24 protein-coding genes are annotated in these 21432 nt (G+C 72.5%); 14 read left to right on the forward strand and 10 right to left on the reverse strand.

The genetic code is table 11. The features are described from left to right. The first annotated feature begins 62 nt into the window (after window positions 1-62). From O7635_RS18505 to O7635_RS18540, 8 genes are all read left to right on the forward strand, one after another. Entirely contained in the window at window positions 63-1358 is a 1296-nt protein-coding gene (locus O7635_RS18505; protein WP_278081685.1) for an extracellular solute-binding protein, read from the forward strand. A 69-nt stretch (window positions 1359-1427) separates the two neighbouring features. Beyond that, window positions 1428-2390 carry a sugar ABC transporter permease gene (locus tag O7635_RS18510; protein ID WP_347405290.1) on the forward strand — a complete coding sequence of 321 codons (963 nt, stop codon included), beginning with the start codon at window positions 1428-1430 and terminating at the stop codon, window positions 2388-2390. Between the two features lie 11 nt (window positions 2391-2401). Then, the gene (locus O7635_RS18515; RefSeq protein WP_278081686.1) at window positions 2402-3244 is read left to right on the forward strand and encodes a carbohydrate ABC transporter permease; all 843 of its coding nucleotides are present in this window, start codon (window positions 2402-2404) and stop codon (window positions 3242-3244) included. After that, window positions 3241-4605, forward strand: a complete 1365-nt coding sequence (locus tag O7635_RS18520; protein ID WP_278081687.1) for a GH1 family beta-glucosidase — start codon at window positions 3241-3243, stop codon at window positions 4603-4605. Before O7635_RS18515 ends, O7635_RS18520 begins: the two co-directional genes overlap by 4 nt. 31 nt (window positions 4606-4636) lie before the next feature. Further along, window positions 4637-5683 carry a LacI family DNA-binding transcriptional regulator gene (locus tag O7635_RS18525; RefSeq protein WP_278081688.1) on the forward strand — a complete coding sequence of 349 codons (1047 nt, stop codon included), beginning with the start codon at window positions 4637-4639 and terminating at the stop codon, window positions 5681-5683. Between the two features lie 3 nt (window positions 5684-5686). Next, window positions 5687-6481: an arginase family protein gene (locus tag O7635_RS18530; protein ID WP_278081689.1), complete on the forward strand. Its 795-nt coding sequence runs from the start codon at window positions 5687-5689 to the stop codon at window positions 6479-6481. A gap of 114 nt (window positions 6482-6595) precedes the next feature. After that, complete coding sequence (locus O7635_RS18535; protein ID WP_278081690.1) at window positions 6596-7144, forward strand: Uma2 family endonuclease; 549 nt, start codon at window positions 6596-6598, stop codon at window positions 7142-7144. 47 nt (window positions 7145-7191) lie between these two features. After that, window positions 7192-7509, forward strand: a complete 318-nt coding sequence (locus O7635_RS18540) for a hypothetical protein (protein WP_278081691.1) — start codon at window positions 7192-7194, stop codon at window positions 7507-7509. Here the strand turns inward: O7635_RS18540 and O7635_RS18545 are convergent. The 5 genes from O7635_RS18545 to O7635_RS18565 all read right to left on the reverse strand — a co-directional run bounded on the left by O7635_RS18545 (window position 7490) and on the right by O7635_RS18565 (window position 11618). Further along, on the reverse strand, window positions 7490-8029 hold the full coding sequence (locus tag O7635_RS18545; protein ID WP_278081692.1) for a GrpB family protein: 540 nt from the start codon (window positions 8027-8029) through the stop codon (window positions 7490-7492). The two genes, O7635_RS18540 and O7635_RS18545, sit on opposite strands and share 20 nt — an antisense overlap. Further along, window positions 8011-8628, reverse strand: a complete 618-nt coding sequence (locus O7635_RS18550) for a GNAT family protein (RefSeq protein WP_278081693.1) — start codon at window positions 8626-8628, stop codon at window positions 8011-8013. Before O7635_RS18550 ends, O7635_RS18545 begins: the two co-directional genes overlap by 19 nt. Window positions 8629-8636: 8 nt before the next feature. Then, a complete protein-coding gene (locus O7635_RS18555) occupies window positions 8637-9251 on the reverse strand; it encodes a lipoprotein (protein ID WP_278081694.1) in 615 nt (204 codons plus the stop codon). 124 nt (window positions 9252-9375) lie between these two features. Next, on the reverse strand, window positions 9376-10590 hold the full coding sequence (locus O7635_RS18560; RefSeq protein WP_278081695.1) for an acyl-CoA dehydrogenase family protein: 1215 nt from the start codon (window positions 10588-10590) through the stop codon (window positions 9376-9378). After that, entirely contained in the window at window positions 10590-11618 is a 1029-nt protein-coding gene (locus O7635_RS18565; protein ID WP_278085524.1) for a phosphotransferase family protein, read from the reverse strand. Before O7635_RS18565 ends, O7635_RS18560 begins: the two co-directional genes overlap by 1 nt. Before the next feature lie 126 nt (window positions 11619-11744). Here O7635_RS18565 and O7635_RS18570 point away from each other — a divergent pair, with 126 nt between their 5' ends. The 5 genes from O7635_RS18570 (at window position 11745) to O7635_RS18590 (ending at window position 15839) form a co-directional block, all read left to right on the forward strand. Further along, entirely contained in the window at window positions 11745-12452 is a 708-nt protein-coding gene (locus tag O7635_RS18570) for an amino acid-binding protein (RefSeq protein ID WP_278081696.1), read from the forward strand. A 30-nt stretch (window positions 12453-12482) separates the two neighbouring features. Further along, entirely contained in the window at window positions 12483-13523 is a 1041-nt protein-coding gene (locus tag O7635_RS18575; RefSeq protein ID WP_278081697.1) for a GNAT family N-acetyltransferase, read from the forward strand. Window positions 13524-13942: 419 nt separating this feature from the next. Next, window positions 13943-14443 carry a GNAT family protein gene (locus O7635_RS18580; RefSeq protein ID WP_278081698.1) on the forward strand — a complete coding sequence of 167 codons (501 nt, stop codon included), beginning with the start codon at window positions 13943-13945 and terminating at the stop codon, window positions 14441-14443. A 32-nt stretch (window positions 14444-14475) separates the two neighbouring features. Then, window positions 14476-15201 carry a dethiobiotin synthase gene (bioD, locus tag O7635_RS18585; protein ID WP_278081699.1) on the forward strand — a complete coding sequence of 242 codons (726 nt, stop codon included), beginning with the start codon at window positions 14476-14478 and terminating at the stop codon, window positions 15199-15201. Then, a complete protein-coding gene (locus O7635_RS18590) occupies window positions 15201-15839 on the forward strand; it encodes a 50S ribosomal protein L11 methyltransferase (RefSeq protein WP_278081700.1) in 639 nt (212 codons plus the stop codon). The genes bioD and O7635_RS18590 overlap by 1 nt, the downstream gene beginning before the upstream one ends. Here O7635_RS18590 and O7635_RS18595 read toward each other — a convergent pair. The 4 genes from O7635_RS18595 to O7635_RS18610 are packed head-to-tail and all read right to left on the reverse strand — an operon-like array spanning window position 15836 to window position 19646. Continuing rightward, a complete protein-coding gene (locus O7635_RS18595) occupies window positions 15836-16891 on the reverse strand; it encodes a zinc-dependent alcohol dehydrogenase family protein (RefSeq protein ID WP_278081701.1) in 1056 nt (351 codons plus the stop codon). The genes O7635_RS18590 and O7635_RS18595 overlap by 4 nt on opposite strands. A 31-nt stretch (window positions 16892-16922) precedes the next feature. Beyond that, on the reverse strand, window positions 16923-17504 hold the full coding sequence (locus O7635_RS18600) for a TIGR03086 family metal-binding protein (RefSeq protein WP_278081702.1): 582 nt from the start codon (window positions 17502-17504) through the stop codon (window positions 16923-16925). Window positions 17505-17555: 51 nt separating this feature from the next. After that, a complete protein-coding gene (locus tag O7635_RS18605) occupies window positions 17556-18776 on the reverse strand; it encodes an MFS transporter (protein ID WP_278081703.1) in 1221 nt (406 codons plus the stop codon). A gap of 6 nt (window positions 18777-18782) precedes the next feature. Next, a complete protein-coding gene (locus O7635_RS18610; protein WP_278081704.1) occupies window positions 18783-19646 on the reverse strand; it encodes a hypothetical protein in 864 nt (287 codons plus the stop codon). Window positions 19647-19931: 285 nt separating this feature from the next. Between O7635_RS18610 and O7635_RS18615 the strand changes: the two genes are divergently transcribed. Beyond that, window positions 19932-20216 (forward strand): helix-turn-helix transcriptional regulator, encoded by a 285-nt coding sequence (locus O7635_RS18615; RefSeq protein ID WP_278081705.1) that lies wholly within the window; start codon window positions 19932-19934, stop codon window positions 20214-20216. On the opposite strand, the gene O7635_RS18620 is transcribed toward O7635_RS18615, so the two are convergent. Next, window positions 20213-21337 (reverse strand): zinc-binding dehydrogenase, encoded by a 1125-nt coding sequence (locus O7635_RS18620; protein WP_278081706.1) that lies wholly within the window; start codon window positions 21335-21337, stop codon window positions 20213-20215. The two genes, O7635_RS18615 and O7635_RS18620, sit on opposite strands and share 4 nt — an antisense overlap. Window positions 21338-21432: the final 95 nt, after the last annotated feature.

Genomic DNA, 21432 nt, shown 5'->3' on the forward strand with positions numbered 1-21432 from the left:
GAATCCGTGTGGCGCCGACCAACCCCACCACTGAACCATCTCCGACCTGAGAGGGGTCCTGGATGAGCGTCACTAGGCGCGGCAACAGGCTGGTCGCGCTCGCCGCAGTTGCCGCTACCGCGCTCGCCGTCACTGCCTGTGGCAATGACGAGGGCGCCGGCAGCAGCAGCGCCGGCGGCAAGCCCGACAAGCTGGTCATCGAGACCTTCGGCGAGTTCGGCTACGACGAGCTGGTCAAGCAGTACGAAAAGGACACCGGCATCAAGGTCGAGCTGCGCAAGACCGCACAGCTCAACGAATACCGTCCCAAGATCGTGCGCAGCCTGGCGACCGGCAAGGGCATCGCCGACATCGTCGCGCTCGAAGAGGGCGTCCTCAACGAGTTCAAGATCAACCCGACCAACTGGGCCGACCTGACCCCGCTGGTCAAGGACCACAGCACCGAGTACCTGCCGTGGAAGTGGGAGCTGGGTAAGGCCGCCGACGGGCGGCTGATCGGCCTGCCCACCGACGTCGGCAGCCTCGCGGTCTGCTACCGCTCCGACCTGTTCAAGGCGGCCGGCCTGCCGACCGAGCGCGACGCCGTCACCGCGCTCTGGCCGGACTGGCCCGCGTTCATCGAGACCGGCAAGAAGTACCGCCAGGCGACCGGCAAGGGCATGCTCGACTCGGTGACCACCGCGGCGAGCGCGATCACCTTCCAGGTCGGCGGGGACATCTTCTACGACAAGGACGACAACATCGTCGCCGACAAGAGCGCGGCCGTGAAGCAGGCGTGGGACACCTCGCTGCAGATGGTCGACGCCAACATCACGGCGAAGACGGCGACCTGGTCGCCGGAGTGGAGCGCGGGCTTCAAGCAGGGCACGTTCGCCGCGACCTTCTGTCCTTCGTGGATGCTCGGCATCGTGCAGGACAACTCCGGCGCCGAGAACAAGGGCAAGTGGGACGTCGCCGGTGTGCCGGGGAAGTCGGGCAACTGGGGTGGTTCGTGGCTGGCTGTGCCTGAACGGGGGAAGCACAAGGCCGAGGCCGCGAAGCTCGCGGAGTGGCTGACCAGCGCGCAGAGCCAGGTTGCGGCGTTCAAGCTCAAGGGCCCACTGCCGACCAACCTCGAGGCGCTGAAGAACCCGGAGTTCCAGGCCTACACGAACCCGTACTTCAGTGACGCGCCCACCGGCAAGATCTTCGGCGGCAGCGTCGAGGGCATCAAGCCGGTCCACCTCGGCCCGAAGCACCAGGCCGTGAAGGAGCAGGCGATGGAGCCGGCGCTCCGGGCCTACGAGAACGGCGAGGCCAACGCCAGCGCCGCCTGGGAACAGTTCATCAAGGACGCCGCGACACAGGGCGCCTTCTGAGCAAGCCCACCCGGAAGGGCCCCTCGATTCCGCAGGGGCCCTTCCGCACGGTCGCAGAAAGGACCCAGGATGGCTCTCGCCACCCCCGCGCGCCCGGCGGCGCCTCCGCCGACGCGGCCCCGGCACCGCACCACCGGCAGCGCCAAGCGCGCCCGCTGGGACATGAAGTACTCGCCGTACCTCTACATCGCACCGTTCTTCCTCGTCTTCGGCGTCTTCGGGCTCTACCCGATGTTGCGCACCGCCTGGATGTCCCTGCACGACTGGGACCTGATCGGCGCGCACACCTTCATCGGCTTCGACAACTACGCGGCGCTGATGAAGGACGAGTACTTCTGGAACGCGGTGGTCAACACCCTCGGCATCTTCGTGGTCGCCACGGTGCCACAGTTGATGCTCGCGCTGTTCCTGGCGAACATGCTCAACCGCACACGGCTGCGGGCCAAGACGCTGTTCCGGATGGCCATCTTCGTCCCGAACATCACCTCGGTGGCCGCCGTGGCGATCGTCTTCGCGATGCTCTTCCAGCGCGACTTCGGCGTCGTCAACTGGCTGCTGAGTTTCGTCGGCGTCGACGCCATCGACTGGGACGCCGAGCGCTGGAGCTCGTGGACCGCGATCGCGTTCATGGTCGACTGGCGTTGGACCGGCTACAACGCGCTGATCCTGCTGGCCGGGATGCAGGCGATCCCGCGTGACCTCTACGAGGCGGCCGCGCTCGACGGCGCGAGCCAGTGGCGCCAGTTCTGGCGGATCACGCTGCCGATGCTCACGCCCACGTTCCTGTTCGTCGTCCTGCTCTCGACGATCGGCGGCCTGCAGCTGTTCACCGAGCCCCTGGTCTTCGGCAACGGCAACATGCGCGGCGGCACGCAGCGCGAGTTCCAGACGATCGCGATGTACATGTACGAGAAGGGCATCAACAGCCTCAACACGGCCGGCTACGGCGCCGCGATCGCCTGGGCGCTGTTCCTCCTCATCGGGATCATCGCCGCGATCAACTTCGCCCTTGTCCGCCGTACCGTGAAATGAGGGAGCGCACGATGGTCGCGGCCTCCGCCCGCCTCTGGAAGACCAGCCCCCTGACCTACATCGCGTTGGTGCTCGCGGTGCTGGCGTCGATCTACCCGTTCTACTACATGTTCGTCATCGCGACGCGCAGCCTGGACTCCATTAACTCGGTGCCGCCACCGTTCACGCCGAGCGGCTCGTTCGGCGAGAACTTCCAGCGTGTGCTCGACAACGACGCCGCCAACTTCGTCAAGGGTCTCGTCAACTCGGTCATCGTGTCCACAGTGGTCACCGTGGCGGTGGTGCTGACCGGGACGCTTGCCGGGTTCGCGTTCGCCAAGCTGCGGTTCCGCGGTCGCGGGCCGCTGCTGGTGTTCATCGTGGTGACGATGATGGTGCCCACCCAGCTCGGCCTGATCCCGCTCTGGGGCATGATGTACGACTTCGGCTGGCACGACAGCCTTCGGGCTGTCACGATTCCGTTCCTGGTCACAGCGTTCGGCGTGTTCATGATGCGCCAGTACGCGACCCAGGCGGTGTCCGACGAGCTGATCGAGGCGGCCCGGGTCGACGGGTGTAGCACGTTCCGGATCTACTGGAACGTCGTGCTGCCCGCGCTGCGCCCGGCCGCCGGGGTGCTCGGCCTGCTCACCTTCATGGACACCTGGAACCAGTTCCTCTGGCCGTACGCGGTGCTGTCCAACGAGAACCCGACGCTGCAGGTCTCGCTGGCCTTCCTGTCATACGCCTACTACACCGACTACTCACAGGTATTCGCGGCCACCGCCGTCGCGACCGTACCCCTGCTCCTCGTGTTCATTTTCTTCGGCCGTCAGATCATCGGCGGCATCATGGAAGGCGCCGTCAAGTCGTGACAACGTTCCCGCCCGACTTCCTCTGGGGCGCCGCCACGGCGGCCTATCAGATCGAAGGGGCGGCCACTGAAGACGGGCGTACGCCCTCCATCTGGGACACCTTCAGCCACACGCCCGGCCGGACGGTGAACGGCGACACGGGTGACGTCGCGTGCGACCATTACCACCGGTGGCGCGACGACGTGAAGCTGATGTCCGAGATCGGGCTCCGCTCCTACCGGTTCTCGCTGTCCTGGCCGCGGATCCAGCCCGGTGGCACGGGCGCAGCCAGCCAGCGGGGGCTCGACTTCTACAAAGGACTCGTCGACGAGCTGCTCGACCAGGGCATCGAGCCGTGGGTGACGCTCTATCACTGGGACCTGCCGCAGGAGCTCGAGGACGCGGGTGGCTGGCCGGCGCGGGACACCGCGCGCCGGTTCGCCGACTACGCCGCGCTGGCCCACGAGGCGCTCGGCGACCGGGTGCGCTACTGGACGACGTTCAACGAGCCATGGTGCTCGGCGTTCCTCGGCTACGGCTCGGGCGTGCACGCGCCGGGCCGGTCCGACCCCGGCGACGCGGTGCGGGCGGCGCACCACCTGATGCTCGGGCACGGGCTCGCGGTGCGGGCTCTCGGCGCCGCGGGCATCACGCTCAACCTCTACGCGATCTCGCCCGCCTCGTCGTCGGCGGTGGATGTCGACGCCGCCCGCCGCATCGACGGGCTGGCCAACCGGATCTTCCTCGACCCCTTGCTGCGGGGCGCCTATCCGGAGGACGTCGTCGCCGATCTGGCCGGCGTGACCGATATGTCCCACGTACGCGATGGGGATCTGGGTCTGATCTCCGCGCCGATGCCGATGCTCGGCGTCAACTACTACAGCCGCCACGTGGTCGCGGGTCCGGTCGAGGGGGTCGAGCCCGAGCCGTACTGGCGCAAGCAGACGTCCTGGCCCGGCAGCGAGGACGTCCGGTTCGTCACCCGTGGGCTCCCGGTCACCGACATGAACTGGGAGATCGACGCGCCGGGCCTCGTCGAGACGCTGACCCGGTTGCACGCTGAGTATCCGGCGGTGCCGCTCTATGTGACGGAGAACGGCGCCGCGTTCGTCGACCAGGTAAGCGACGGCGAGGTGCCCGACCCCGCGCGCGTCGCCTATTTCGACGCCCACCTGCGCGCCTGCCACGAGGCGATCGCCGCCGGAGTGCCCCTGCGGGGCTACTTCGCCTGGTCGCTGATGGATAATTTCGAATGGGCGTGGGGTTACACGAAGCGTTTTGGCATGATCCATGTCGATTACGCGACGCAGCTCCGCACTCCGAAGACCAGCGCCAGGTGGTACGCCGAAGTGATCCGACGTAACGGACTGGCCGCAGAATAAGCGCGGTGGCAGCCGGCGGAGGAGCGAGAAGATGACGACCCAGCGCACCCGGTCCCTCGGCCGACCGACCCTCGACGCGGTGGCCGCGCGGGCCGGGGTCGGCCGGGGCACCGTCTCCCGGGTGGTCAACGGCTCCCCACAGGTCAGCCCGGAAGCCCGGGCGGCGGTGCAGGCGGCGATCGCCGAGCTCGGCTACGTCCCCAACCGCGCCGCCCGGGCTCTGGTCACCCAGCGCACCGACTCGGTCGCCCTGGTCGTCTCGGAGTCCGAGGAGCGGGTCTTCACCGAGCCGTTCTTCGCCGCGATCGTCCGCGGGGTCAGCTCGGGCCTGCTCGACACCTCGATGCAGCTGTGGCTGGCGATGGCCCAGTCGCCGGCCGAGCGCGAGCGGATCGAGCACCACCTGACCAACCAGCACATCGACGGCGTGCTGCTGCTCTCCCTGCACGACGCCGACCCGCTGCCCACGTTGCTGGAGCAGCGCGGCCTGCCGGCGGTCCTGGGCGGCCGCCCGGCGCGGATGCTGGAGCCGGGCGCGCAGGAGGCCTACTACGTCGACGTCGACAACGCCGGCGGCGCCCGCCAGGCGGTGCAATATCTGTTCGGCCGCGGCCGCCGCCGGGTCGCCACGATCGCCGGCCCGCAGGACATGGGCGCCGGCGTCACCCGGCTGGCCGGCTACCGGCAGGCCGTCGAGGCCACCGGCGGCCGGCTCGACGAGAAGCTGATCGCCTACGGCGACTTCAGCGAGGCGAGCGGCACCGCGGCGATGCGCCGGCTGCTGGAGGACAACCCGGAGCTCGACGCGGTCTTCGCGGCGTCGGACCTGATGGCCTACGGGGCGCTGCGCGCGCTGCAGGAGGCGGGCCGCCGGGTGCCGGAGGAGGTCGCGGTGGTCGGCTTCGACGACGCCCCGATCGCCCGCCAGGCCAACCCGCCGCTGACCACGGTCCACCAGCCGGTCGAGGAGATGGGCCGCGAGATGGCCCGGCTGCTGGTCGCGCGCATCCGCCGTGAGGAGATCCCCCAGCCGTACGTCCTGCTCGACACGTCCCTGGTCGAGCGCGAAAGCGCCTGACCGGTGCCCACCGCCCTGTGCGTGCCGCAGTGGCAGGGCTCGAGCGCGGCCAACGCTCTTAGCCTGTCGGCCGGCGCCCACCAGACGGCGGCGCTGCTGCCGTGCGACACGGTGGTGACGGTCCCGGTGGCGTCCGGCCCGGGCGAGTTCGAGCAGGGCGTGAAGGCGCTCGACGTGCTGATCGCCAACCTGGCTGCCACCCGGTCGGCGCTGGCCACGATCGCGGGACCGGTCTTCACGGCGGGCGGTGAGTGTGGGGTCGACCTGGCCCCGATCGCGTCGGCCCGCGCCCGTCACGGCGACGACCTGACGGTGCTCTGGTTCGACGCACACCCGGACCTCTTCACGCCACGCACGCTGCCATCGGGCTCCTTCCACGGCATGGTGCTGCGCACGCTGCTGGGGGATGGCCCGGCGCCGCTGGTGCCGGCCGCGCCGTTGCGGCCCGAGCAGGTGGTGATCGCGGGCCTACGGGCGGGGGACCGGAGCGAGCTCGCCTATCTGGCGGGGTCGGCCATCCGCGCCCACGGTGTCGCGGACCTGGAGCGTGCGGTGGACGGTCTGTCAGGCCCGGTATATGTCCACGTGGATCTGGACGTGCTGGATCCGGCGGCGTTCGGCTCGGTCGGCTATCCGGAGCCGGACGGCGTGGCGCCGGACCGGTTGGCGGCCCTGCGGTCGGGGCTGGACAACGTGGTCGGGGCCGCCATCACCGAACACGCCCCACCCACCGACACCCCTGATCCGGCAGAAGCCGCCATCATCCGCTCATTGGCCGCCGCGCTGCGCTTCGCCTAGCCTTCCGGCCGCTCCACCTCGACCAGCACGCCATCGACCAGGGCACGCCGGCCAGCGTGCAGCCGTGACAAACTGTGAGTGGCACTACGAGAAGAAGCGGGAGGTGCACCAGCCGTGACGGCGACGTCCCTAGAACACGTCGGTCCGTGGACCGAAGACGAGTACTTCGATCTTGGTGAGACCCTCCAGCGCATCGAGCTGTTCGATGGGAGTCTTCTCGTGAGTCCGGCGCCTAGCAAACGCCACCAGCGGGTGAGTCGTCTGTTAGCGGCGATGCTGGACGAGACGGCCGAGCCGGCTGGCCTCACGGTCTACGAGGCGGTCAACCTTCGCCTCAGGGCCAATCGAGTGGCCATCCCGGATCTCGTCGTGGCGGACACCGACGACGAGGGCTCGATCGTCGAGGCCGCTGAGGTGCGGCTCGTGGGCGAGATCGTCCCGCAGAGTAACGCGATCGCCGACCGGGTTCTGAAGCTGCACCTCTACGCGATGGCGGGGATCCCCGCCTACCTCCTCGTGGAGACCGAGTCCGCGGCACCCGTGCTGCGGTTGTTCGTGCTGCACGGCGAGCACTACGTCCTCACGGCCGAGGCAGGTCCCGGCGATCGCCTCCGAGCGACCGATCCCCTGCGGCTGGACATCGAGGTCGCGCGGCTCGTCTAGGCGGAAACTCTAATGATCTGCCGTCCACGGCTGACGACAATTGGCGGATGGACAAGGGCGCCGTTGTCAGGGTCGCTGATCTGCGGGTCGCGGTCGAGCGGCTGCTCGCGGAGGTCGAGCGTGACCGCGGCGCCGAGGTCGACCTGGGGGCCGACTACTACTTGGTGGTTCCGCTGGAAAGCGCCTACGAGCTCCACGCCGGGAGTCCGCAGCTCACGATGGGGCAGCTCAGCGACGACGTCGCTTCCCTGAGGGAGCTTCTCGAGCGCGACGACGTGTGCGTCTGGCATGACCTCGCGCATGTCGTCGGCATCCTGACCAGGCTGGCGGCGCTCGACCTCGCCGCTACTCCTCCCACACGTTGACCAAGGGCAGGCCGCGGGCGGTGCGGGCCGAGTCGACCATCCGCTGGATCAGGGCCGTTTTCGCCTTTGTGTACGCGTCGCCCTCGTCGGCAGAGGCCGCCAGCGCTCGCTTCAGGTCGCCGTAGGCCGCGCGGTCGACCGCGTTCTCCCGCAGGTGGTCGCGGAGCAGGCGTTGGTTGCGGGTCTCCCAGGAGGCCGCGTCGACGATGTGCAGGTGGTAGGCGACCGGCGCCCCTTCGCGGCGGTAGAAGAGGCGGTTCGGCATCGTCGGCTCGCTGCGGTCGAAGCCGATCGCCGCCAGGGCCGCCGAGGCCGACTCGACCGCCGGCACCGACGGCGCCGCGGCCATCAGGTCGATCACCGGCTTCGCCGCCAGGCCCGGGACCGCCGTGCTGCCGATGTGTTCGATCGCCACGACGAGCCCGGCCAGCGCCGCCCGGACCTCGTCGATCGCGCGCGCCGCGTAGGACGGCCAGACAGGGTCGTAGTCCTGGACCTCGATCACGATTGGGCGCGCCATTCGTCGGCGAGCATCGCGAAGGCGACCTCTGTCGTCCACTCGCCCTTGAACCACTCGTTGTGCACCAGCCGCGCCTCCTGGCGCAGGCCCAGGCGGCGCAGCACCTTGGCCGACGGCTCGTTGCGGTCGTCGATGCGGCCGACGATCCGGTGGAGGCCCAGCTCGTCGAAGCCGAGCCGGAGGAGGGCGCGAGCGGCTTCCGTCGCGTACCCGTTGCCTTCGAAAGCGGGGTTGACCACGTAGCCGATCTCGCCGCCGCGGTGCACGCGGCTGTGGAAGAACAGCACCACATCGCCGACCAGCTCGCCGGTCTCGGCGAGCTCGATGCCGAGCGTCAGCGCCTGGCCCTCGTCGGTCAGCGACGTCGTGGCCCAGATTCCGGCCAGCCGGTCGGCGATCACCTCCGCGGACATCGGCGCGAAGGGCACGTAGCGGCACACCTCGGGGAGGCTCCGGTAGGCCAGCAGCGCTTCGGTGTCGGCCGCGGTCAGCGGGCGCAGCAGGAGGCGCTCGGTGCGCACCGGATAGGTCGGATGCAACTCGAGCTTCGGTTCGTGGTTGAGCACGCCGACCATGGTGCCAGGCCACGAGTCCGACATCAGCCCGCTCAGAACGTGATCGAGGTCCGGGCCAGCACGTAGGCCGGCAGGCCGGACGCGAACTCCTCCTCGTCGAGGCCCCGCCAGACAAGCACGACGCCGCCAGCGGCGAATACCCGACCCGGGCCCGTTTCCTCGGCTGCGAGCGCCGCCTCGACACCAGTCTCGCCGCCGATCGTGACCTGCCGTTCCGCGGTCGCCGTTCCACCGAACCCCGGTATGGCCAGCAACGTGTCGAGCGCCCGTCGCGCCTCGCCGTCCTCGTAGGTGTAGACGCGAATGAAGCCCAGCACGCCCGCTGGCTTGGCGTCGATCTCGCACCGCAGCGTCACGCCGTCTTCCGTGAAGCCCACGCCGGAGGCGTCCTTCGGCGTCCAGGCGGCAGCCGTCGACAGCGTCGCCGGGATCGCGCAGGCGGTGCCGGGCCCGATCCGGCCGCCGGCCGCCGCCGGCGCCGGGTCCGTGAACGTGGCGTCAGCCGCGACAGCGTCAGTCGTTGCCGGCGACGCGGTGGATGCGGACGCCGCCGGGTCCGCCACCGTCGGATCCGCGGCGGAACCGGCACCGCAGGCGCCGAGGAGGAACACCGATGCCACCAACGTGGCCAGAGGCGTGATGCGCACGCGGCGATCTTGGCACGGCTCCTCGTGGACAACAATCCGCGGCCGCTAGGCCACCTGCCCGGCCGCCGTGCGAGGCCTGTCCGGCGGACCTCGCCGGACCACCGCCCTGATCCACCGCGAGGCCCTAAGCCACCGACCACTTCCGCAGCTCGCGGCGGGCCAGCGACGCCCGGTGCACCTCGTCCGGGCCGTCGGCCAGGCGCAGCGTGCGGGCTGACGTCCAGAGCGCGGCCAGCGGGGTGTCCTGGCTGACCCCGGCGGCGCCGTGGGCCTGGATCGCCTTGTCGATCACCCACTCGGCCATCGACGGCGTCGCGATCTTGATCGCCTGGATCTCCGTGTGCGCGCCCTTGTTGCCCACCGTGTCCATCAGCCAGGCGGTCTTGAGCACCAGCAGTCGGGCCTGCTCGATCCGGACCCGCGACTCGGCGATCCAGTCGCGCACCACGCCCTGCTCGGCCAGCGGCTTGCCGAACGCCTCGCGCGACGCCACCCGGGAGCACAGCAGCTCCAGCGCCCGCTCCGCCATGCCGATCAGCCGCATGCAGTGGTGGATCCGGCCGGGGCCGAGCCGGGCCTGGGCGATGCCGAAACCGTCACCCTCGGCGGCGATCAGATGCGAAGCCGGCACGCGTACGCCGTCGAAGGTGATCTCCGCATGCCCGCCGTGGGTGCCGTCGGTGAAGCCGAACACGGTCATGCCCCGCAGCACGGTCACACCCGGCGTGTCCCTGGGCACGAGGATCATGCTCTGCTGCTTGTGCCGCTCGGCGTCGGGGTCCGTCTTGCCCATCACGATGAAGATCTCGCAGCGCGGGTCCATGGCACCCGACGACCACCACTTGCGGCCGTCGACCACGTAGGAGTCGCCGTCGCGGCGGATGGTCGTCGCGATGTTGGTCGCGTCCGACGACGCCACCTCGGGCTCGGTCATGCAGAACGCCGACCGGATCGTGCCCTCCAGCAACGGCGTGAGCCAGCGGTCCTGCTGCTCCGGCGACCCGAACTCGGCCAGCAGCTCCATGTTGCCGGTGTCGGGGGCGGCGCAGTTGAGCGCCTCCGGCGCGATGTGTGGGCTGCGACCCAGCAGCTCGGCCAGCGGCGCGTACTGCAGGTTGGTCAGGCCGGCCCCGCGCGCGCCGGGCAGGAACAGGTTCCACAGGCCGCGCCGGCGGGCCTCGGCCTTGAGCTCGTCGATCACCGGCGGCCGGGTCCACGGGTTGTCGGCCTGCGCGACCTGCTCCGCGAAGACCGCCTCGGCCGGATAGACCCGCTCGATGAGGAAGTCGTTGACCGCCTCGTGCAGCTCGCCGGTGCGTTGATCGAACCCGAAGTCCATCAGCCCTCCACGGATGAGAGTGCGGCCAGCCCGTACGAGGTGAGCGGCGCGGCCATGTCGGCGAACCGCTCGAAGCCCTCGCCGACCGTCTGGCCGAGCGTGAATCGGTAGTAGATCCCTTCGGCGATCACGGCCAGCTTGAAGCAGCCGAGCGCCACGTGCCAGTCGAGGGGGCCCACGTCGACGCCACCCGCGGCGACGTAGCGGTCGATCAGCTCGGCGCCGGTCGGGAAGCCGGCCCGCGGCCCCAGCCCGTCGGAGACGACGCCCGCGGCCCCGGCCGCCGCCGGACCGCCGAGCACGTCCCAGTAGGTCAGCAGCAGGCCCAGATCGGTCAGCGGGTCGCCGAGCGTGGCCATCTCCCAGTCGAGCACCGCCCGGATCGCGCCGCCGTCGGGCGCGACGATCAGGTTGTCGAGCCGGTAGTCGCCGTGCACGATCGCGCCGGGTCCGACCGGGTCGGGGATCGTCGCCGCCAGCCGGTCGCGCAGCGCGTCGACATCGGGCAACGGCCGGCTGCGGGACTTGTCGAGCTGCCCGCTCCACCGCTTGACCTGGCGCGCCAGGAAACCGTCGGGCCGGCCGAAGCCGCCGAGCCCCACCTCGTCGGGCTTGACGGTGTGCAGGGCCGCGAGCGTGTCCATCATCGCGTGCGCCAGGTCGCGCCGCCGCGCCTCGCCGAGCGGGTCGGTCTGGGCGCGGCTGCGGAACACGGCGCCGTCGACCCGGCGCATCAGATAGAACGGCGCGCCGATCACCGAGTCGTCGGGACAGAACCGGATCGCCTCGGGTACGGGCACCGGCGTGCCGGCCAGCGCGGAGATCACCCGGAACTCGCGACCCATGTCGTGCGCGGTGGCGAGCACGTGGCCCAGGGGCGGGCGGCGGAGCACGAGGTCCTCGCCACCGGCCACCACGTGGTAGGTGAGGTTGGAGCGGCCGCCCGGGATCAGGGTCGCGGACACGGGGGTGCCCAGGTAGCCGGACAGACTACGCAGATCGAGCCCAGCCGGCCCCTCCGAGGTCATCTGAACAGTTGAGGGCACGCCGTTCACGGTGTCAAGCCGAGGTTGTAGCTGTCGAGACACGGCTCGGCAACAGGGACGAAATGGTCAACCCGCAGGCTGGTACCCAACGCGAGCGAGGGAGACGGGATGTTGTTGCGGCTGCGGGTGACCCTGCCGGACCGCCCTGGAGCGCTCGGTCAGGTGGCGCGCACGCTGGGCGTCGCCGGTGCCGACATCGTCCAGGTGGTCGTGCTGGAACGGCTGGGTGGCCGGGCCGTCGACGACTTCACCGTCGTGTGGCCGGGCAGCAACCGGTTGGAACGCCTGCGCGCCGGACTCGGCGCGATACCGGGCGTGCACGTCGACGGCATCTGGCGGGCGATCGGCGCGCCCACCACCAGCGGCCACGACGCGGAGCTGCTCGGCCAACTCGCCGCCAACCCGGCCGACGGGCTGGCCACCCTGGTCGACGCCGTGCCGGGGCTGCTCGCCGCGGACTGGGCGGCCGCCGCCGTGGTGCCGGCCGACTGGGCGGCCCGGACCGGCTCGGCGCCGGGCGTGCCCCCGGCGGTCGCCTGTGCGAGCTGGCGGGCGCCGGACCCCCTGCGCCTCCCCGAGGTCACCCCGCTGCGGGCCCGACCGATGGACGGCCCCGGCGACCTCAGGTACGCGGCCGCGCCGTTCGGCCGGGCGGGCCTGGTGCTGGTGGCGGCCCGCGGCGCCGGCGACGAACTGCCCGCCGCCGCGTTCCACGTCAGCGAGGTCGACCGACTGGCCCAGCTGGTCCGCGCGGCGGCGGTGATCCTGGGCGACCGGCTCGACCTGGTCGCCGCGCCACCGGTCGCCGCGGCCTGAACCACCGACGACTACAGGAAGGAGGACGGCATGACACTCTGGCGGATCCGCGCGACGGTCGACGACCGTCCGGGCTTCCTCTCCGTGCTGACCGCGAGCCTCGCGCTCAAGGCGGTCAACATCCTCGCCGTCCAGGTGCACACCACCGAGGCCGGCGCGGTCGACGACTTCCTGGTCGACGCGCCCGGCTCGATGACCGAGGCCGACCTGCGGACCGCGGTCGAGCGGGGCCGCGGTCGCGACGCGTGGATCGTTCCCGCCGAGGCGGAGGGGCTGGCCGACGAGCCGACCCGGGCGCTCGGGTTGGCCGCCCGGCTGGTCCGCGACCCGGACGCGCTCGGCGACGCGCTGCGGGCCCTGCTCGACGCCGACACGGTCACCTGGCGGCCGGCCGGCCCGATCCGCCCCGGCATGCGGGCCGGCTCGATGGCGCTGCCGGACCCGACCGGTGGGCGCTACGACGTGGTCCGGACGGCGCCGGGGTTCACGCCCGCCGAGTACGCCCGCGCGCAGGCGCTGGTCGAGGTGGCGGCGGCCGCGGCGGCCCGGGCGGCCGACACCGGCACCCTGCTGCTCCCGGACGGCGCGGAGATCACCCTGCGCCCGGCCACCCCGGACGACCTGGCGGCGCTGATGGCCATGCACGAGCGCTGCTCGCCGGCCACCCGGCGCAGCCGATACCTGACGGGCGACGGCGTGCCGACCCCCGCCCAGCTCGCCCGGCTGCTCGACGCGGGCCGCGTGCAGACGCTGGTCGCCGCCGGCCCCGAGGCCACCTCCGTCGTCGCGATGGCCAACCTGGTCGTGGAGGGCTCACTGGCCGAGCTGTCGGTGATCGTCGAGGACGGCTGGCAGCGCCGGGGCGTGGGCACCGCCCTCGTGCGGCGGGCCTTCGCCCGCGCCGAGCGGCTCGGCAGCGCGGCCGTGCTCGCGCATACGGGCGCCGGAAACCCCGGCCTCGAACGCACGCTGCGCCGGCTCGGGCACGTGGTGCCGGTGCGGCGCGACGGCGCGGTGGCCAGCGTGGCGGTGCCGCTGCAGGGCGGCCAACGGACTCCGGCGTCGACCTGACGCCGGGCAAGGCTCCGACGGAACCGGTTCTGGTGCAGGCCCGGGGACGCCGGGGGTAGGGGATGGGTCCGGGTCCCTTCCCGTGGGACGGCGGGAAGGGGCCCTTCCTCGCGGGCGCGACGCTGGTTCGGCGTCGCGCCCGCGAGGTGTTTCAGGCATAGATAAGGGGGCGGATGCGCCCACATCCGCCCCCTCGTGTCCTCCGCTGCGCGTAGTCGCGCGCGGCTCCACGGACAGCTAAAAGTCTAATGCCCGATAACACCTATGCGTCCCGGCCGAAAGGTCGAAGGGGCTGGTACCACCGTGTGGCGGCACTCGCCGGTGTGGCGGAAACGGGTGTCGTGCGGCAAACGTGCACGGGGCGCGGCCGGGCGGAAATCGGGCGCGCGGGCGGCGTACCGCGGATTAGCCTTTCCAGGATGACGACGTTGACCGGCGCCCTGGTGATCCTCCGCTCGGCGACCGATGCCGACATCGCCCCACTGTCGGTGATCCGCTCCGCGCCCGAGGTCACCCGGTGGTGGGGTGACGAGGACGACTATCCGGCGGCGGTCGCCGAGGACCTCGAGCGCACCTTCGTCATCGAGTTCGAGGGGCACACGGTCGGCGCGGTGCAGACCTACGAGGAAGAGGACCCCATGTACCGGCACGCCGGCATGGACATCTACCTCGAGCCGACCGTGCACGGTAAGGGCATCGGCACCGACGCGGTGCGCACCATGGCGCGGCACCTCGTGCGCACCGAGGGCCACCACCGACTGGTGATCGACCCGGCGGCGGCCAACGCGGCGGCGATCCGGGCCTACGAGAAGGTGGGCTTCAAGCGCGTCGGCGTGCTGCGCCGCTACGAGCGCGGGCCGGACGGCACGTTCCACGACGGGGTGCTGCTCGACCTGCTCGCCGAAGACCTCGACGACTGACTTTTTGACCAGGCGTCGGCAATTGTGGTGAAGTGCGCGGCGTGAGCGACGCGTGGACCGGCCCGGTTCTGGTCACCGGCACCGACAGCGGGGTGGGCAAGACCATCGCGACGGCCGCGATGGCGGTGGCGGCGCAGGCGGCCGGGCTTCGGGTGGCCGTGGTCAAGCCGGCCCAGACCGGTGAGCTGTCCGACGTGGACACCGTGCGGCTGCTGGCCGCGCCGGCCACCGCGCGCACCCTGGCGTCGTTCGCCGAGCCCCTGGCGCCGCTGACGGCGGCCCGGATCGCGCAACAGGAGCCGCTGGAGCTCTACACCGTCGTCGACGCCGTCCGGGCCGAGGCGGAGAAGCACGACGTGGTGCTGGTCGACGGCGCCGGCGGCCTGCTGGTGCCGATGGGCCTGCGTCCCTCCGGCGAGCCCTGGACGATGGCGGACCTGGCCGTCTCGCTGGACGCGCCGGCTGTGGTGGTGGCCAGGGCCGGCTCGGGCACGCTCAACCACATCGCGCTCACGCTGGAGGCGCTCTCCCGCCGGGCGGTCACCGCGGGCGTGGTGCTCGGCGCCTGGCCGGTCGAGCCGGAGCTCGTGCACTGGTCCAACCTGAGCGACCTCGTCGACAACCTGGTCGGCGTGTTGCCCGACGGCGCCGGCTCGATGGAGCCGGGCGTGTTCGGCCGGTCCGCGCCGGGTTGGCTCACCCCGACGCTGCACGGGGTGCTCGACGACTGGCGGGCCTGGGCGGAGAACATCGACTGATGACCGATCTCGTGTACGCGTTCGTCCGGCTGCACGCCCGGCTGGCGCCGGTGCCGCTGACGCCGGAGATCCTGCTGCACCAGGCCGACGAGCCGATCGGGCTGTGGGAGCTGACCGAGGGCGAGTTCCGCAGCGAGCAGCCGCCGCCGTTCTGGGCGTTCGCCTGGGCCGGCGGGCAGGGGCTGGCCCGCTACGTGCTCGACAACCCGGAGGTGGTCGCCGGCCGCCGGGTGCTCGACGTGGCCTGCGGCTCGGGCCTGGTGGCCATCGCCGCCGCCAAGGCCGGCGCCGCCTCCGTGCGCGCCGTCGACATCGACCCGCTGGCGATCGCGGCGGTCACCGCCAACGCGGCCGCCAACGGCGTCCCGGTCACCGCCGAGCGGGCCGACATCCTCGACGGTCCCGCCGACGCCGACGTGGTGCTGGCCGGCGACGTCTTCTACAGCCAGGCGTTCGCGACGCGGATGTTCGGCTTCCTCCGGCGGGCGCGCAAGGCCGGCGCCGACGCGTACGTCGGTGATCCGGGCCGGGCCTTCCGCCCGCACGCGGCCGGCACCGAGGTCGCCTCCTACGAGGTGCCGACGACGATGGCCCTGGAGAGCGTGACCACCAAACGCACGTCCGTCCGGCGCTTCTAGCCGCCCGGCCGGATCAGTCTGATCCCGTTGACCGGGGCGCGGACCATCGACATCAGCGCGGCCGGGGCCTCGTCGAGGGTGAGGTCGTCGGTGACCAGCTCGTCGGGGCGCAGGGTGCCGGCCTCGATGAGCCGGAGCATCTCCGGGTACGCGTGTGCCGGCATCCCGTGGCTGCCCAGCAGCTCCAGCTCGTAGGCGATGACCCGGTCCATCGGCAGCGCGGGGCGCCCGGTCACCGCCGGCAGCAGCCCCACCTGCACGTGCCGGCCCCGGCGGCGCAGGCACTCGATCGAGGTGACGCAGGTGACCGACGAGCCGAGCGCGTCGAGCGACAGGTGGGCCCCGCCGCCGGTGCGGTCGCGCACCGCGGCCGCCACGTCGGCCGGCCCGCCGGGGATCGACGACGCGTCGAGCACCTCGCTGGCCCCCGCCCGGGCGGCCAGCTCCAGCGCCCGCGGCGCGATGTCGACGGCGACCACCCGCGCGCCGGCCGCCGCGGCCACCATCACCGCCGACAGCCCGACCCCGCCACAGCCGTGCACCGCGACCCACTCGCCGGGCGCGACCCGGCCCTGGTGCACCACCGCCCGGAACGCCGTGCCGAACCGGCACCCGAGGCTCACCGCCGCCGCGTCGCTGACCGCGTCGGGCAGCCGCACCAGGTTGACGTCGGCGTGCTCGACCGCGACCAGGTCGGCGAACGAGCCCCAGCGCGTGAAACCCGGCTGGCTCTGGTGCTCGCAGACCTGCTGGTCGCCGGCGAGGCAGCTCGCGCAGTGCCCGCAGGCGCAGATGAACGGCACGGTGACCCGGTCGCCCGCTCGCCAGCGGGTGACGCCCGCGCCGACCGCGGTGACCACGCCGGCGAACTCGTGGCCCGGCACGTGCGGCGTCGTGATGTCGGGGTCGTGGCCCCGCCAGCCGTGCCAGTCGCTGCGGCACAGCCCGGTCACCGACACGCTGATCACCACGCCGCCGGCCGGCGGGGTCGGGTCGGGCACCTCGCAGACCCGCGGCGGGGATCCGAAAGCCTCGTAGTAGACGGCGCGCACGCGGTCAGGTTACGCCGTGTGCGAGCGGTTCTCAGGCTGGCGAGGCCCACCTCGGGTCGCGTCCGAACGCCGCGATCAACTGGTCCTGCGGCAGCGCGTCGGAGGGCACCGGGACGGCCGGCCCGATCGCCCCGCTGGCCCGGTAGCCGCCCTCGTTGGCCGGGAACCAGTCGGCCACCTCGTGCACGAGGTCGGTGTCGAGGTTGCGGTCCGCGCCGGTCGCCGCGGCCAGGTCCCAGCCGTGCACGAGGTGGTCCGCGAGCAGCTGGCGCACGTACTCCTCGGCCGGCGTCATCCCGAACGACAGCTCGACCGTCCGGTTGAGGGCGCCCGGTGCGGTGACCGCCGCGACCGACTCGGCCGCCGCGTCCCGGGCCGCCGACACCGGGTCCGCGCCGAGCAGGTCGCCCTCGAACCGATTGCCCACCGAGCCCAGGCTCGCCCCGTTGAGCAGCGGCACGGACCAGCGGTCCTCGTAGACGAGGTGGTTGACGAGCTCCCGCACCGTCCACTCGGTGCACGGCGTCGGCAGCGACCACTGGTCGGGCTCGATCCGCGCCACCTGGTCGCCGAACCGGCCCAGAGCGCGGCGGTACGCGGCGATGAGTTTCATAGGCCTGATTCTGCTCCGGTCCGGGGCGGCGCCGATGGCGATCGGTCGAACTCAGCCGGTCGTGGCGCCGGCCGGGCGGAGCGTGCCACGGGCGGCCCAGGCGACCGCCGCGCCGGCCGCGACCACGCCGACCGCGCAGGCGCCGGCGACGGTCAGGCCGTGCGGCGTGCCCAGCACCGGCTCGAGGGCGGTGCCGGCCAGCGCCGAGCCGGCCGCGAAGCCCAGGTAGACGGCGGTGTTGGCCCAGGTGAACGCCTCGGCCCGGGACTCGTCCGGCGTCAGCTGGGCGACCAGCGTGAACTCGAGCGTCGTGGTCGGCGCGACGAACAGCCCGGCGAAGAGCAGCAGCACGGCCAGCGTCCACAGGTTCTGCTGGAGCAGGATCACGCCGAAGCCGGCGACGTTGCCGAGCATCAGGATCCCGTACTGGCGCCAGGGCGGGGTGCGGAACGTGCGGCCGGCGTACCAGAGGCCGCCGGCGATCGAGCCCGCGCTCCACACCGCGATCAGCAGGCCGGCCTCGTCGGCGTGGCCCTCGACGGCGGCGTGGGCGGGGATCGCGACCTCCATCAGCCCGTACGCGACGGAGGCGAGCCCGGCCACCGCCAGCACGACCAGCATCCCCGCCGACCGCACCGGGCTGACCCGCCGGCGGCCCGGCGCCGGGGGAGCGGGCCAACCCCGCCGCACCGGGGCCGCGGTGGCCAGGCCGATCGCGCCGGCGGCGGTGACCACGGCGGCCACGAGCGTCGCCACGTACGCGTCGGCCAGCGCGGTGATCAGGCCGACCACGGCGGGACCGACCACATAGGTCAGCTCGACCGCGATGGCGTCCAGGGCGTACGCCATGTGCACGTGCTTCGGGGCGATCCGCGGCAGCACGGCGCGCGTGACGGGGTCGATCGGCGGGTTCACCGCGCCGGCCAGCCCGGCCAGCACCACGGCCAGCCACGCGGATCCGCCGGCCCGCAGGGCGAGCACGAGGCCGACCAACAGGGCCGCCTGGGCGAGGCCGCACCAGACCAGCACGCCCACCGCCCGGCCGCGGTCGGCCAGCCGGCCCAGCACCGGACCGACGACCGCGGTCAGCGCCGAGTTGGCCGCGGTGGCCAACCCGGCGGCGCCGTATGAGCCCGTGCCGGCCGCGACCACCAGCACGAACAGCAGGGTGAGCATGCCGGTGGGCAGGCGGCCGATCACCGACGGCACCGCGACCCGCCCGACGCCGGGCGTCCGGAGCAGGTCGCGGTAGCGACGGAGCGCTGCTGGCACGCCCGCTCAGCCGGCGAGGTTGCGCAGTTGGAGCAGTTCGTCGACCGCGCTGTCGAGCAGGTCGCCGGGGTGGTCGCGGAGGATGCGCGGGGTGGCCAGCAGGGTGTCGTGCCGGCCGGGCGGGCCGGCGAGCACGGGCCAGAGCCCGACGTTGGCGCAGCTCTCGGCCGCGTCGGCGGCCCAGGCGGGCGGATCCACCATGGACACGAAGGAGCCGTCCTCGATGGACAGGATCAGATGGCTGGCGACCAGCGCTGTGGTCAGCGCGACCTCGTGGCCGTCGGCGCCCGCGCGGGTGCGGTTCTCCACCCAGACCCGCAGCCGGAGCGCCGGATGCGGCGCGGGCACGGGCTGGGCGCTCACGTTGAGCATCGCGCACAGCGGTCGCCGGTGCCGGACCACCTGCCCGACCAGCGCGCCGCGGGCGTCGTGCAGCTCGCGGCGGTCGAAGCCGCCGGGCACCCGCACGGTGTGCCGGGCGCCGTGGCCGCGCAGCATCGGGCCGTCCATCTCCAGGCAGACCTCGTGCTCGACGGGCTCGTCCCAGGACGGGACCGCGGCGCCGTCGACCTCGAGGGAGCCGACCGGCTTGAACCGGCCGTGGTCGGGCAGCCAGCGGTAGACGCTGCGCCGGCGCACCTGGAGGAACCGGAGCAGCACGGTGAGCCGGACGTGGTCGCCGGCCTCGACCAGGCACTCGGTCTGCGCGGTGGCCGACAGCGACTCGTCGGCGGCCGAGCGGTCGGCCGGCATCAGGAGGCCGAACTGCCAGCGGCTCGGATCGCGCTGGCCGGCGGCACGGTAGGGCCGGAGGACCGGCCCGGCACGCAGGACGGTGTCGGCGATGGTCCGCGCCGAGTCGATGTCCATGAGCGCTGCGGCACCTCGGATTCTTTGGTGGGCGGCGGTGGTCCCACGGGGCAGCGCGTGGTGGTGCGGAGCTGGGGTCTGGCTTGGTCGGGCAAAAGCGATCATGTCGGCCGTTTCGGCCAGCATATGCCGGCCTCCGTCGATCGCTCAAGACCGCTCCGCCGTGTCGCCCGGACAGTCGTTCACCCGCACGGATGACCAGGGCGGTCACCGCTTGCGGCACTCCGCGATGCCGCGAAAACTTGGGTCCCGCCAACCCTCCGTTGTGGAAGGCGGCGATGGCCCGTGAGCGCGCCGGACGACCTGTCGACTGACCGCACCGCCGAACGCGCGTGGATCTGCGCCCGGCGGATCCGCGAGCGGCGGCGCCAACTCGATCTCACCCAGTCCGACCTGGCCGGTCTGCTGGCCCAGCGCGGCCTGGCGCTCACCAACCGCACGGTGAGCGCGATGGAGAACGGCCGGCGACTCGACCTGGGCAAACTGCCCGACCTCGCGGCGGTCCTGACCTGCTCGGTCACCTACCTGCTGGGCTTGACCCGCGACCCGGCGCGCTGGGAACCCGACTAGAACACGACCACCTGGCGCGTCGTCGCGCCGGTGGCGAGCAGGTCGAAGCCCGCGTTGATGTCGTCCAGCCGTAGTCGACCGCCGAGCAGCAGGTCGGCGGGGAGAAGGCCGGCCTGATAGAGGGCGACGTAGCGCGGGATGTCGCGGCGGGGCACCGCGCCGCCGAGGTAGGAGCCGCGCAGCGTGCGCTCCTCGGCCGTCAACGAGACCGCCGGGATCGACAGCGTCTGCCGCGGGTCGGGCAAACCCACGGTGACCGTGGTCCCGCCTCGGCGGGTGGCGGCGTAGGCGGTCGCGAGCACCGCCGCGCTGCCGACGGCCTCGATCACGACGTCGCCGCCACCCAGGGTCAGATCGCCGACCTCGGCGACGAGGTCCGGCCCGCCGGCGAGGGCGTGCGTCGCGCCGGCCGCCCGGGCGACCGCGTGCTTGGTCGTCACCGGATCCACGGCGACGATCGGGTGGCAACCCGCCGCCCGGGCGCCCATCACCGCAGCCAGGCCGACGCCGCCGAGGCCGAACACCACCGCCGCCGTCCCGGGGCGGGCCTGAGCGGTGTTGACGACCGCACCGACGCCCGTGAGCAGCGCGCAGCCGAACAGCGCGGCCGTGTCCAGCGCGAGCGAACGGTCGACCCGCACGACCGACTCCGCCGCCGCGACCGTGTGCGTGCTGAACGCGGACACGCCGAGGTGGTGGTGCAGGTCGCGGCCGGCCCGCGCGAACGGCCGCCGGCCGGAGAGCAGCGTGCCGGCCGTGTTGGCGGCGGCGCCCGGCTCGCAGAGCGCCGGCCGCCCGGACTGGCACGGCGGACAGCCGCCGCACGCCGGCACGAACGCGAACACGACATGGTCGTCGGGTCGCAGGCCGCGTACGCCCGGGCCCACCTCGGTCACCACGCCGGCCGCCTCGTGGCCGAGCACCATCGGCACCGGCCGTGGGCGCGAGCCGTCGACGACCGACAGGTCGGAGTGGCAGAGACCGGCCGCCGCGACCCGCACGAGCACCTCGCCGGGCCCGGGCGGGCGCAGGTCGAGATCGCCGACGGTGAGCGGGCGGCTCTCGGCGTACGGCCTGGCGCGGCCGCTCTCCTCGAGCACGGCGGCCCTGGTCCTGATCACAGCCCGGAAGCTAGGCAGCGCGTCGTTCCATGTCAACGGCGCTGTAAAAGGTCTCACGTGTGTCGTGGTCCGGGGCGTTGGCGCGGCCCGCCGAT

Source organism: Asanoa sp. WMMD1127 (assembly GCF_029626225.1).
In the GTDB taxonomy this organism is placed as follows: Bacteria; Actinomycetota; Actinomycetes; order Mycobacteriales; family Micromonosporaceae; genus Asanoa.

Coding starts and splice junctions, on each gene's coding strand:
- O7635_RS18505 (WP_278081685.1), top strand. CDS start 63: ATGAGCGTCACTAGGCGCGGCAACAGGCTGGTCGCGCTCGCCGCAGTT.
- O7635_RS18510 (WP_347405290.1), top strand. CDS start 1,428: ATGGCTCTCGCCACCCCCGCGCGCCCGGCGGCGCCTCCGCCGACGCGG.
- O7635_RS18515 (WP_278081686.1), top strand. CDS start 2,402: ATGGTCGCGGCCTCCGCCCGCCTCTGGAAGACCAGCCCCCTGACCTAC.
- O7635_RS18525 (WP_278081688.1), top strand. CDS start 4,637: ATGACGACCCAGCGCACCCGGTCCCTCGGCCGACCGACCCTCGACGCG.
- O7635_RS18540 (WP_278081691.1), top strand. CDS start 7,192: ATGGACAAGGGCGCCGTTGTCAGGGTCGCTGATCTGCGGGTCGCGGTC.
- O7635_RS18545 (WP_278081692.1), bottom strand. CDS start 8,029: ATGGCGCGCCCAATCGTGATCGAGGTCCAGGACTACGACCCTGTCTGG.
- O7635_RS18550 (WP_278081693.1), bottom strand. CDS start 8,628: ATGTCGGACTCGTGGCCTGGCACCATGGTCGGCGTGCTCAACCACGAA.
- O7635_RS18560 (WP_278081695.1), bottom strand. CDS start 10,590: ATGGACTTCGGGTTCGATCAACGCACCGGCGAGCTGCACGAGGCGGTC.
- O7635_RS18565 (WP_278085524.1), bottom strand. CDS start 11,618: ATGACCTCGGAGGGGCCGGCTGGGCTCGATCTGCGTAGTCTGTCCGGC.
- O7635_RS18570 (WP_278081696.1), top strand. CDS start 11,745: ATGTTGTTGCGGCTGCGGGTGACCCTGCCGGACCGCCCTGGAGCGCTC.
- O7635_RS18575 (WP_278081697.1), top strand. CDS start 12,483: ATGACACTCTGGCGGATCCGCGCGACGGTCGACGACCGTCCGGGCTTC.
- O7635_RS18580 (WP_278081698.1), top strand. CDS start 13,943: ATGACGACGTTGACCGGCGCCCTGGTGATCCTCCGCTCGGCGACCGAT.
- O7635_RS18590 (WP_278081700.1), top strand. CDS start 15,201: ATGACCGATCTCGTGTACGCGTTCGTCCGGCTGCACGCCCGGCTGGCG.
- O7635_RS18600 (WP_278081702.1), bottom strand. CDS start 17,504: ATGAAACTCATCGCCGCGTACCGCCGCGCTCTGGGCCGGTTCGGCGAC.
- O7635_RS18610 (WP_278081704.1), bottom strand. CDS start 19,646: ATGGACATCGACTCGGCGCGGACCATCGCCGACACCGTCCTGCGTGCC.